The organism is Chryseobacterium nakagawai (assembly GCF_900637665.1).
Classification (GTDB): Bacteria; Bacteroidota; Bacteroidia; order Flavobacteriales; family Weeksellaceae; genus Chryseobacterium; species Chryseobacterium nakagawai.
Genome location: NZ_LR134386.1, coordinates 3,574,764 through 3,587,241, shown reverse-complemented (window position 1 = coordinate 3,587,241; position 12,478 = coordinate 3,574,764). Strand labels below are relative to the sequence as shown.

11 protein-coding genes are annotated in these 12,478 nt (G+C 39.5%); 5 read left to right on the top strand and 6 right to left on the bottom strand.

The genetic code is table 11. The annotated features are described in order from the left end of the window. Window positions 1-65 precede the first annotated feature (65 nt). From EL260_RS16200 to dinB, 6 genes are all read right to left on the bottom strand, one after another. Entirely contained in the window at window positions 66-1,022 is a 957-nt protein-coding gene (locus EL260_RS16200; protein ID WP_123856288.1) for a transporter, read from the bottom strand. Beyond that, entirely contained in the window at window positions 1,022-2,098 is a 1,077-nt protein-coding gene (locus tag EL260_RS16195) for a cytochrome-c peroxidase (protein WP_123856287.1), read from the bottom strand. The genes EL260_RS16200 and EL260_RS16195 overlap by 1 nt, the downstream gene beginning before the upstream one ends. Continuing rightward, a complete protein-coding gene (locus tag EL260_RS16190; RefSeq protein WP_123856286.1) occupies window positions 2,091-2,894 on the bottom strand; it encodes an MbnP family protein in 804 nt (267 codons plus the stop codon). The genes EL260_RS16195 and EL260_RS16190 overlap by 8 nt, the downstream gene beginning before the upstream one ends. A gap of 342 nt (window positions 2,895-3,236) precedes the next feature. Continuing rightward, window positions 3,237-3,503 carry a YHS domain-containing protein gene (locus EL260_RS16185; protein WP_228445489.1) on the bottom strand — a complete coding sequence of 89 codons (267 nt, stop codon included), beginning with the start codon at window positions 3,501-3,503 and terminating at the stop codon, window positions 3,237-3,239. A 454-nt stretch (window positions 3,504-3,957) separates the two neighbouring features. After that, window positions 3,958-7,032 carry a DNA polymerase III subunit alpha gene (locus EL260_RS16180; protein ID WP_123856285.1) on the bottom strand — a complete coding sequence of 1,025 codons (3,075 nt, stop codon included), beginning with the start codon at window positions 7,030-7,032 and terminating at the stop codon, window positions 3,958-3,960. Between the two features lie 10 nt (window positions 7,033-7,042). Next, window positions 7,043-8,185, bottom strand: a complete 1,143-nt coding sequence (dinB, locus tag EL260_RS16175; RefSeq protein ID WP_123856284.1) for a DNA polymerase IV — start codon at window positions 8,183-8,185, stop codon at window positions 7,043-7,045. Window positions 8,186-8,246: 61 nt separating this feature from the next. On the opposite strand from dinB, the gene EL260_RS16170 reads away from it, so the two are divergent. The 5 genes from EL260_RS16170 (at window position 8,247) to EL260_RS16150 (ending at window position 12,468) form a co-directional block, all read left to right on the top strand. Next, complete coding sequence (locus EL260_RS16170; protein ID WP_034978555.1) at window positions 8,247-9,020, top strand: XRE family transcriptional regulator; 774 nt, start codon at window positions 8,247-8,249, stop codon at window positions 9,018-9,020. 21 nt (window positions 9,021-9,041) lie between these two features. Continuing rightward, complete coding sequence (locus EL260_RS16165; RefSeq protein WP_123856283.1) at window positions 9,042-9,653, top strand: alpha-ketoglutarate-dependent dioxygenase AlkB family protein; 612 nt, start codon at window positions 9,042-9,044, stop codon at window positions 9,651-9,653. Window positions 9,654-9,679: 26 nt separating this feature from the next. Then, window positions 9,680-9,892: a hypothetical protein gene (locus tag EL260_RS16160; RefSeq protein ID WP_123856282.1), complete on the top strand. Its 213-nt coding sequence runs from the start codon at window positions 9,680-9,682 to the stop codon at window positions 9,890-9,892. Between the two features lie 133 nt (window positions 9,893-10,025). Further along, window positions 10,026-10,703 (top strand): type 1 glutamine amidotransferase domain-containing protein, encoded by a 678-nt coding sequence (locus tag EL260_RS16155; RefSeq protein ID WP_123856281.1) that lies wholly within the window; start codon window positions 10,026-10,028, stop codon window positions 10,701-10,703. A 421-nt stretch (window positions 10,704-11,124) separates the two neighbouring features. Next, window positions 11,125-12,468 carry an exodeoxyribonuclease VII large subunit gene (locus tag EL260_RS16150; protein WP_123856280.1) on the top strand — a complete coding sequence of 448 codons (1,344 nt, stop codon included), beginning with the start codon at window positions 11,125-11,127 and terminating at the stop codon, window positions 12,466-12,468. Window positions 12,469-12,478: the final 10 nt, after the last annotated feature.

The following is a 12,478-nucleotide window of genomic DNA, read 5'->3' as shown; positions in this document are numbered from 1 at the left end:
TAAGAACCTGACTCTATCAATTAAAAATGGCAAGATACATTTATATAAATGTTTTCATAGTTGGATCATAAACCAAAGTTCACAAACAAACTGAATCTTGATCTCGCTTCAATATCTCCACTTGCCAGATTGGTATAAGCGGGCAACATCAATTCGCTTCCCAAACTGAATTTCTTGTAGGACGCCTCAAATCCCAGCTTCCCGTATAGTGCACTTCCGGCCGTTCGAGGCATAACCTCTCCAAATTGTTTGTTCCAGTCATAGACCTCACCCTGTAGCCCCAGTTTTCCTGAAATATTGCTGTTTTCATTTTTCCAGATCCTGTGGAATCCTGTGACCACATAATTCCACTGGTTTCCGAACTGATAATGCTTCTTGTTCTCTGTTTTAAGGGTATAATCTGTATTGACCAGTAACGCAAACAGGCTTTTCTGATATTTGTAGCTTAAAGCCATCTGATAATCCCAACTTCCTGTTCCCAGCTGAAAACTTGGATTGACGCCTGTGATCCCTTTTTCATCAAATTTACCTAATGGGATCTTTACACCGATCCCACCATTGAGCTGATGGAAAGTGTTTTTTGATTTCATCAGTTCATAGATTCCCATTAAGCTGGCATCACCGATGCCACTTACTTTGATATCACCTTGAAGGGTTTTCTTCTCGTGGAAATTAAATGGGAGGCTCGCATATACGCTCAATTTATTGGTAACCGGAATTTTCCCCCAGATCTGGATCGTATTAAAATACTGGTCCTGGGTCAGATCATTCGTGAAAAGGTTTTCTTTCGCTTTATAATGCTGTGCAAAATATTTGATGCCGATGAACTGAGGATTCAATAAAGATTCAAAACCTGAAGATCCGTTTCCGGCAGCACATCCGCAAGCGTCACAGAAGAATTCCTGAGTTTTTAAAGAGGTGTAAGCCTGAGATTCATATCTTGGAATGTAAAGACTGTCTTTTTCAGCCGCTAAAATGGAAATATTAATAACTGAAAATATAATTAAAATGAATTTCTTCATTATTCTGCAAATTTTTTATTGGTTATAAAATTCTGGTCGCTCAAGGTTTTAAGGAAAGCGCTGATATTTTGTTTTTCCAAGCTGGTCATTGAGATTCCGACGTGCCCGTTTTGTTTTAAAAGTGGATCAAGATTCGGCTGGTCTTCGACATTGTCCGAATAGAAATTAAGAACCGCTTCCAACGTGTAAAAACGTCCGTCGTGCATATAGGGTGCTGTATGTTCTACATTTCTGAGACTCGGAACCCTGAATTTCATATTGTCGTTCCAGTCCAGTGTCACACGGTACCTTCCCCGGTCATCGTACTGAGCGTTGTAATACATTCCTGTATTCCTGTAACTTTCGTCTGTAAAGAGTTCTCCGCTGTGGCAACTTGAGCATTTATTCTGAAAAAGTGCCATTCCCTGAGATTCCTCGCTGGTGAAACTGGCTGTTCCTTTTTTGTGACGGTCATATTTGGAATCTGCGGAGATCATCGTTCTCATAAACTGAGAGATTGCTTTCAGCACACGTTCCCCGGTAATATTGTCGTCACCGTAAGCTGCCTTGAACATCTTTTTGTAGTTGGCATCTGCATTCAGTTTTCCTACCACTTCCGGTAAAGAGCTATCCATCTCGAAATCTGTCGTAATTGGAACGAGCGACCTCTCGTCCAGATTATGGCTTACTCCGTCCCAAGAAAAATTTTTGAGAAAAACCATATTCTGAATGGCCGGTGCATTTATGATCCCCAGTTTATCATCTATCCCGTGGCTCACAGGATGTCCGTGATGGGTGAAAGCATATTCCTGGATGTGGCAGAATCCACAGGATATAGTATTGTTTCGGGATAGTTTCCCTTCATAGAATAATTTCTTTCCTAAAGCAACGCCGTTTACAGTAATTGGATTTCCGGTGATGTCAAAGGTCATTTCAGGAAAACCGCTGGGTTTTTCCAGATCATACGCTTCGTCTTTATCAATGGGAATTCCTTCGTATTCATCTGAACAGGAATTTAGAATTGCCAATAGCAAAAAAAGAAAAATCAAAAGAGAGCCTGTTTGCTCTCTTTTGGATTGATAACAATGTTTAATCATTGTGAACGTGGTCTACTTTAAACATTTTTGTCAGGTTGTTGGTTACATTAACCAAATGCTGGTTAGAACCCATCGCCATATTATTGGTATTATCTAAAGTCAATGCTGTCTGTCCGCTTAAATATTGATTTAAGTCAGCAAGGATATGGATCGAAGGCGTAATGTCCTTGCTTACTCTTGCAGTGGTCGGAAGATCCAAGGTCACCTCCCTGTAAAGGTCAGCAGTCCCATTGGCCGTTGTATCACCCATATTTCCACAGTGGTTCATAAATTCCGTATCAGCTTTTAAAGATCCGTATTTACCTTCCAACTTCGTAAAGATATAGCCTGCAGCCCAAGACCACGCCATACCAGCTGTCTTGGCTTTTTGCCAGAAAATTCCCTGTCCGTCCTGTCCGATCAGATAAGCGTTTTGACTGATCCCCAATCCAATTCTGATTTTTTTGTAATTGTTCTTTGGAATTTCGGTAAGGTTGATGTAGTTGATCCCTGCAAGTGCCTCGGCCTGATCGATGATAAATGCCAATTTGTCAGGATTGTTGTAGTTGTATTTGAACTCACCGCCGTTCTCATCGATCAATACGATGTTGCTGATCACGTATTTAAGTGTAGAAAACTGGTGTTTTTGTCCGTTTGAAGAGGTCTGTGTCGTCTGATTAATAACAATGCCACCCAGATTGTTGAACCCATTTTCGAACTTTACCTGTAGTTTTCCAGGCGTTGAGTCCTGAACTTCGTCATCATCATTGTTTCTACAAGATGAAACAGTCAGTAAGGTCATTACAAAAAAGGCCATTGATAAGAATTTGTAAATTTTCTTTGTTTTATAGATTAAGATTTTAAATTATTTATTGTGATAAAGAGGGGAGCGGTGCATCGGACTTTTTGGAAACACATGATGTGACCGTCCATCCTCAGTTTTTTAGGAAAAGATATGGCTTGACAAAAAGATCTTGGAAAAAGGCTGTTACTAATCTGGAAAAACAAGTTGCATTTTTCCTGTAAAAGCTTCAGACAAAATAAAAGACAGTTTGATATAATAATTTTCTGTCATAACATTACAAGAACTATCTCTTCTCCAGAAACAGGTAAGATCTTTCCCATAGAAATATCATTTCCTTTGTTTAAAAAGAAAACGCTATTTTAAATATTTTTCCGGATTTTGTTTGAACCTGTCTTTGCAATGCGAGCTGCAGAATCCGTAGATCCTTTTCCTGTAAAGCGCCGTATCGGAAATCTGATCCTCGCTTTTCATTTTGCATACCGGATCATAAGTATTGATAACCTTTACTTTTCGGAGATCCGCTTTTTTTGAGATTTGCTTCTGGTCTCTACCAGTCTGCTGTGCATACACAAGACTTGCAAACATCACAAAAAAGGATGCTGCTGTTGATTTTAATTTCATTGCTTGATGACTAATTAATAGGTTTTATCTTCTTAAGAGGAAGTATCAATTAAGCCAGGGGCGGATGAAATATGTTTGTATAAAGTATGGAGTTGTAAAAATCGGTACAGAACGTACTGATAGAATGAGAATGAGCGAAACTAATGTCTGAGACAAAAAATTTAAATTCTTCTGTCGTCAGGAAGACATCGATTGTCGGAGCAGTAATCTTTTGAGAGTTTTGGGTCGACTGTTCCTGATTGGATCTTGCAAGTTGTTTGGAAACATAACATTTACCATTACACATTATTTCCGGCTTTGCTTTAATTAACCAACGGCAATATCGGTCGTATTGCAATCGTGAAAATAATAAATATGGAAATAAGATATTTCAAAATCTAATCTTCGCAAATATACAATTTGAAAATTAGTAATGAACTGATATTAATCACTTGAAGTAAATGGGTATAAAGGATCAGTTCATCTTGGTTCTCGGCAATCCTATCTCGAATTCCTGCGGATAAGGTTTACGGGAGGTCATACTCACGTCTTCCCTAAGGCTCCTTTCAATTGCCTGAGATTTTTCCTCATCCATGGAATATCGGGGGTCGGCAATGATCGGCATCTTTGCCATCTTGGTAATGGTGACCGTAGGAAAATGGTAATCGACCTCAACCGTTCCGAGCAACAAATAAATTCCCCCTTCTTTGAAAGGAAATTTTCTAAGACTATCCGGAAAATGAGCTGTGTCAAAATACTGACCATCAGCATCGATCCAGGTCCCGAAGTACATGTCGTCTTTCTTGCCGGGATGATCTTTCTTTTTGATAGGCACATGCTTTCTTGATATCAGATACGCCAGCATCTTGACTTGTCTTTTATGATATTTTAAAAGATCCTTTACTAAAACGTGACCCCTGTATCTTGTTTTCAGCAGATCAAATATAGAAAAGGAGACGGGAAAGCCCAATATCTCAATTTCATCAAAAGCATCTTCAAACCGGTCTCTCTGAATAACCGGTAACATATAATCCTTTTGAGGCTCGTCAAATAAAGAAATAATTTTAGTTCTGTACTGACCTTTAGAGAACAGGAATCTGGCCTCGATCAGCAGTTCATGTTTTTGTTTTCCTGTGAATCTGAAAGCTCCGATGAAAATAAGAGTCTGTAATGTTTCGATGCCTATAGAAACTCTTTTCACAAAATCTTCAAGCGACTTATAGTCTCGATTGTTTTTTCTTTCTTCAGGAATGAACTGCTTGACCGTAGCCTCTAATTTTTCGATGTGCATCAGGCCTAGGTATACTTCTGTTCCATAGACCGTCGTCTGGAATTCACTGAGGTTGACACAAGGATTATGAATGGTCGCTCCTGCCATTTTAGCTTCGTGCACATAAACTTCCGTTCTATAAAATCCACCGCCGTTGTTGATGGCAGAAACCATAAATTCAATAGGGTAGTAGGCTTTCAGATAAAGACTCTGATAACTTTCCACCGCATAGGAAGCCGAGTGGGCTTTACAGAATGAGTATCCTGCAAAGGATTCGATCTGGCGATACACTTCTTGGGACAATTTTTCAGGATGACCCTTTTTCTTGCACGATTCAAAAAAATCATCTTTTAATTTTTGCAGGGCGGATAATGAACGGCCCTTGCCGCTCATGGCTCTTCTTAGTACATCCCCATTTTCCGCAGAAACACCCCCAAAATGAAGTGCGATTTTTATCACGTCCTCCTGATACACCATAATACCATAGGTTTCACCCAATTCTTTTTCAAAGACCTCGTGAAAATATTCAAATTGATCAGGATGGTTATGCCGGAATATATATTCCCGCATCATACCACTCTGTGCTACACCGGGTCGGATGATAGATGAGGCGGCTACCAGGACTTTATAATTATCACATTTCAGTCTTCTCAATAAACCCCGCATCGCTGGGGATTCTATGTAAAAGCATCCGATGGTCTTTCCAATGCTCAGGAATTCATTGCACTTGGTCTCACCTTTGGAAATCCTTGTATCTTCAATGTCAACAATAATCCCTCTTTTTTCTTCGATCAGTTTGACCGTATCTTTGATGGTTCCCAATCCTCTCTGAGACAGAATGTCAAACTTTTCCAGTCCGATATCTTCAGCCGTATGCATATCGAACTGCACGATAGGGAATTCCTTTGGAGGAAACTCCAAAGCAGAGTAATTGGTGATCGGATCCTCGGATATAAGGATGCCGCAGGAATGCATGCTTCTCTGATTGGGAAAGCCGACCAATAGTTTTTCATATTTATAAATTTCCTGAACGATGGAATTCTGATCGTGCTGGTCTTTTGGTTTTTTGGAAAGTAAATCCAGTTCTTCTTTGGGCAGCCCGAAAACTTTCCCCAATTCCCTGAATCTCGATCTGCTTTTAAATTCAACATTGGTCCCGCAAAAGGCTACATGGTTTTTTCCATATTTTTTAAAGATATATTCCAAAATAGTATCCCTATTCTTCCAACTCCAATCCAGATCAAAGTCCGGAGGTGTCTTCCTGTTAAGATTTAAAAACCTTTCAAAATAAAGGTCAAGTTCCAATGGGCATATGTCCGTGATCCCGATGCAGTAGCTCACAATGGAATTGGCACCGCTGCCACGACCAACATGCATAAAGTCCATCCGGTTGCTGTACTGGACAATATCCCAGGTGATCAAAAAATAGCCACAGAAATTAAGTTGATCGATCACTGCCAGTTCTTTATCCACTCTTGCCTTTGCCTGTACGTTATCATCAGGATATCTTTTGTCTAGGCCCTCATAAGCCAGTTTTTTCAATAATTTAAAATCATTTTCCTTATTTTCGGTATAATATTTTTTGTTTTTGGGTGTTTTAAAGTCAAAGTCAAAACTGCATTCATCAACAATATATTTTGTGTTTTCAATGATCTCCGGATATTGGGAATACTTCTCTAACAGTCCTCTTTTACCGATAAAGTTCTCATTGCTTTTACAATAATCATCCTCTGTGAGTTTAGTGAATAAAGTGTTGCCTGCTATTGCCCTCAGAACCTTATGCAATTCATATTCTTCATCCGTCTTAAAGGTTACCGGATGGAGGATAACCATTTTATGGGTTAAAGCTTTCAATTCAGGATCGAACAACCGATTGAGCTCATCCTGCCTGATCCCGATAAATTCATGTTCCAGCAGTTTTTCAGGAATATTTGTTAAGGGATAGATTACAAAACTATCTTTCAGTTCTGGATTAGCTTTAGCGATCTCGATTCCTTCATAATTGTAATTGGTTAAAAGCCTGTTGACCTCTGCGATGCCTTTTGGGTTTTTGGCAAGACAGATGTAGTATTGTTCATTTTCAACCCTGATATCCATCCCGACAATCGGTTTGATTCCTTTTTCCTGACAAAGTTTGTAAAACTGATAGATACCGGTCACGGTATTGATATCCGTCAATGCCAACACTTTTAGTTGATAATCAACAGCCAGCTGAACCAGGTCTTCAACAGAGATGGTTCCATAACGTAAACTGTGATAAGTATGGCAATTAAGAAACATAAATAAAAATTTATTTTAAAAAACCCGATGCCCTTCCTACACTTGAGCTTCCAAACCTGTTCTTGATATGATCCATTGTCTGATACAGGGAGATCATTTCTTCCGTGTCTTCGAAAAGATCCATTTGATGAAGCCCATGCACCAGCCCGGTAAATCTGACACCGATCAATCGGATCCTCATTCTTCTGGTATAGACCTTCTTGAACAATTCAAGGACATATCTGAGAAGGGTATGGTCCGCAGAAGTATAGGGTATCCTGCATTGTTTGGTCTCCGTATCGAAATTGGAATATCTGATCTTCACGGAAACGGTTGAGGTCAGCCACTTTTCCTGCCTCAGCTGATAAGCCAGTTTTTCCACCATACCCGATAGAATGCTTCTGATCTTCAGTATATCGATCGTATCCTGAGCAAATGTATCCTCCGTGGAGATCGACTTTCTTTCAGAGTAGGGGATTACAGGGGTTTCATCGATGCCATGGGCTTTCTTCCAAAGTACCATTCCATTCTTTCCGACCAGTTCTTGTAGTACGTCAATGGGCATTTCAGAAAGGGTCTTTATGGTCTTGACACCCAGTCGTGAAAACAGGTTGAATGTTTCAGGTCCGACCATCGGAATCTTTTTGATGGACAGCGGATTTAAAAAATTTTGGATATTGGCCTCTTTCACTTCAAATCTTCCCGTAGGCTTCGATTCACCGGTCCCGATCTTGGAAACTGTCTTATTAGTGGATAAAGCAAAGCTGATCGGCAAGCCGGTATTTTTTGTAACCGCATCGACAATCTCATTGGTCCATTGAAAGCAGCCGAAGAACTTGTCCATTCCTGAAAGGTCAAGATAAAATTCATCGATGCTGGCTTTCTCCAACACCGGTACTTTTTCCTGAATGACCTCGGTCACCAAATGGGACATATTGGAGTAATGTTCCATATCCCCCTTGATCACTTTTGCTTCAGGACATAACCTCAAAGCCATTTTTATCGGCATCGCCGAGCGCACTCCAAATTTCCGAACCTCATATGAGCAAGATGCCACCACACCACGATCACCACCTCCAATGATTATCGGCTGTTTCTCCAATTCGGAGTTTTTCAGCCGTTCACAGGAGACAAAGAACGTGTCCAGATCCATATGTGCAATTGCTCTTTCCATTTGACAAAATTAGATACATTATGTATCTTTTTTATTATATTTGCGGATACAAATTGTATCAATGTCAATATTTTCAGAAAACATCAGGCTTCTAAGGCATAAGAAAAATTTATCCCAGCAGAGCTTCGCAGAAAGTCTAGGGATGAGTAGAGTGCGGTATTCAAAATACGAGGACGGGCGTTCAGAGGCACCTTACGAGATCCTGATCAGGATCTCCAAATTCTTCAATGTGAGCATCGATCTGCTGCTGACTTTGGATATCAGCAAATACCCGGTGGACAATATGATGAAGCTACCGGAGAACAGGGTGGTATTGCCGATCACCGTAGATTCTGAAGGGGAGAATTTTATCGAGATCGTACCACAGAAAGCATCGATGGGTTATCTGAAAGGTTTCAGTGATGCAGATTATATTGATAAGCTTTCCCGAATGAAACTTCCCTTTTTGAAAAATGGAAAATACAGGGCTTTTCTGGCGGATGGTGATTCGATGCCTCCTTTTGCAGACGGTTCCTATATTATAGGCGAATACATAGAACAATTGACCGACCTGAAACCTGGAAAGGAATATATTTTCGTCACTTCAGAAGGCATCACCTACAAGACATTGGTCAAGCAGACGAAAAAGTCAGTTATTGTCTCGGCTGACAATACATTTTATGAGCCTTACGAGATCCCTCTTGAAAATGTTTTTGAGGTATGGAAATATGTGCGTGGGATCCTTCCGGAAAATTATAAACCGGGAAAGACAAACGAGACCTATATCAATACAGTGTTACAGGAACTTAAAACCAGTATCAAAGAATTGGACGACAAAGTCTCTTCCATTAAATAATTTTTATCAATCAATATTCCCATGCAGCTAAGTTTATTTGACACAGAAGAATTTTACGAATTTCCAAAAGATCTTTTGGAATACAAAGAAAATTTCCTGAGCACTGAAGAGGCAGATCGGTTAAAAGATCATCTGCTTCAAACAGCACCATGGGAACAGCGTACTCAGAAGATGTATGATAAGACCGTCATAACACCACGACTGACCGCCTGGTATGGTGATGACAAAAAATCTTACCAATCGGCTGATAATAATACATCAGATACCAATCCCTGGACTTCGGAGTTGCTGGCATTAAAAGAAAGAATTGAAAAAGAATTCGGTTATAGGTTCAATGGGGTTCTATTAAATCTCTATCGGGACAACAATGATTCAGTAGCCTGGCACAGGGATAAGGAAAGCAGGTATGGAAAGCGTCCTGTTATTGCGTCCATCAGCCTTGGGCAGACCAGAAACTTTGATTTCAGAAAAAAAGACCATCATCAGAGCAAATACAGCCTACCACTCCCAAACGGTTCACTGCTCATTATGAAGGGTGACCTTCAGGAAAACTGGGAACACCGGATCGCTAAATCTACAATACCCATGAAGGAACGAATTAATTTGACCTTCCGATTGATCAATGAACTATAATATCAAAAAAAAATAAAATACTAGTTATGTCTATTTCTTACTACGATTTTAAAAATCTGCCCATGCGATCTCAATACGAATTGGCCTTGGCCGAAGGAAGGGTCATCAGTGAAACCTCTAAGGATGGACTAAAGTTTGTATTGTATGAACTGTCAAGTTTTTCAGTCGAGATCGTATATAAGACCATCAATAACAAGATCGAAGGTCTTAGCGTCTTCCAGAATAAGGGAACTCTATGACACATAAAATAATTTTCATTGGTATGATTCGCAAAATGTGTGATCAGGATCACATGAAAAAAGTGACGTTGATCCTGTGTCAAAAACACAGGTAAATTCCAACTTTGTAGTAATCAATTAAACAGATATAACAATGAGCAAAAAAGTTTTATTCGTGCTTACGAGTCACGATGAATTAGGAAATACAGGTCAAAAGACGGGATTTTGGACGGAAGAGCTAGCAGCGCCATATTATGCATTATCTGATAAAGGGGTTGAAATTACATTGGCATCTCCAAAGGGTGGTCAGCCTCCAATTGATCCGAAGAGTGAAGATCCTACAGCTCAGACTTATGCTACACGCAGAATGGATGATGATCAGGTATTAAAGGACAAATTAAAAAACACCCACAAATTATCCGAAGTCAAAAGTAAAGACTTTGATGCGGTATTCTATCCTGGTGGTCACGGTCCTTTATGGGATCTGGCGGAAGACAAGGTTTCTCAGGAATTAATTGTTGATTTTTACAGCAATGATAAGCCTGTAGCATTCGTTTGCCACGCACCAGGAGTTCTGAAGGATGTGAAAATAGATGGTGAGTATCTGGTAAAGGATAAAAATGTTACCGGATTCACCAATACTGAGGAAGAGGCAGTACAGTTAACTGATGTTGTTCCGTTCCTCGTTGAAGATATGCTGAAACAGAATGGCGGATCATACAGTAAAGTTGAAAATTGGGCTCCTTACGCTGTGGTTGACGGAAGACTGATCACAGGACAAAATCCTGCCTCATCTGAAAAAGTGGCTGAGGAATTATTAAAACTTATTTAGTTTTTTCATTCCAAAGGATCAGACCTTGATGTTCGACTGTAAAATAATTTCATTCTTTTTAGGAAACATTAAGATAATCAGGTCTTTTTTAAAATACAATTAACACCAATGAAGATTTTAAAATGTATTTAGTTTACATAATTTTGCAAAGGAAATACTTGTAAAAAGGTTTTCATGGTTATTAGTTTTTATCCCCATATTATTTGGGGATTTTTTTATTTCTATAGCAACTGAAATTTTGTAATGGTTGAAGCCAAAAGTTAGAAAACGACATACTTTCTATATTCTTTTAAAGTATAGGTAATTGTTGCATTCAATTTAAAAGCTCACCTTTTCAGGATATGTAAACACGGCTATTTTATTTAAGTTCAATTAGCAATACCTTTGCTTCTCAAGCTTTTTTAAAACGACAGTCAATCACATGGACGATCAAGATGTCACATATCCGGTCTATTCACCAGCCTCAGTTATTGGGATCTTCAGCAATGCCCTGAAGCTCAATGCCACGGTCAATCTGATCTATCTTAAAGGCAGATATGCTTTTGGTGGTGGTAGATCATATGGAAACTATTATTATGACCTTCTGTTCTCAGAAGGTGATCACACTTCGATAGGGATTCGTATTTCTTCATTGCTCAGGAGCAAGATCACCAATAATGAGGTCTACACACTCAGAGGCTTTATTGAGAAAAGCATTAAAAATTCTTCGATTGAACTGCGTTTTGTGGTTGATGAGATCGTTCAGCAGGAAGAGAGATCCATCTCCGAAGAAGAACTGGAAAGGTATGGGCTGATCCAGAAAAAACTGGAGACAGGATCAAAAGACCTTGAGACCCTGATCAGGGATAAGATGCTCAAAGATGAAAAAGTCAGGGTCGCTAACATCTATGGGAACAACGCCATTGTCCAGAAGGATTTTTTTGAAGGATTGGATGTTTCCCTAAAATATTTTGATATTTCAGATCACAGCTGCAATATCACTTCCTCCACGGCGATCATTTCCAAACTGAAGGAAATTTCAGCTTTGGATTATGACATTGTTGCCTTGGTCAGGGGAGGAGGTGACAGGCAAAGTATGGAAACTTTTAATGACCTGAACTTATCCGAATTATTCATCACAATGAAACCGGTTACTGTCACGGCTATCGGTCATACGGTCGATGAGACCTTATTGGATAAGCTGGCCGACAAGCGTTTTCATTTACCCCACGATTACGGTGCTGGATTGCATGCCATTGCAGAGAAGCTATCCCACGAAAGATCCAATTCAAGAGCCCTCCTAATCGATGAGGTGAAAAAAGATGTCACCAAGCAGTTTTCGGAGCAGGTAGAAACTTTGGAAAAACAGCTGAAGAAGAAAAATGAAGAGTTCACCGAAGCCCAGAAAATATATAAAGAGCAAGTAGAGAACCATAACAAAACCTTTACAGACCAACTGAAAATCAGAAACGAGGAATTTCAGAAACTTCAGTTATCATCTGGTAAACAGTTGGAAGATCTTCAGAAGAATTTCCAGGAGCAGCAGAAACAGCGCCAGGCTGAAATGGAAAGCTACAAAAAGGAGATCGCCGCTCTGCACGAAAAGAATGTCCAGTCCGCCATCAATGAAGAGACTGCTTCATTAAGAATTCTTTTAGAAAATGTAAGGCATGATAATGTAAGGCTGAATCAGGAAGTGCACAGAAATAAAACTAATTATGGGAAGATTATTATAGTTTTTCTTATAGCATTGATCATTGGCTTTTTCTTAGCAAAACTGGTTTAAATAACATTTT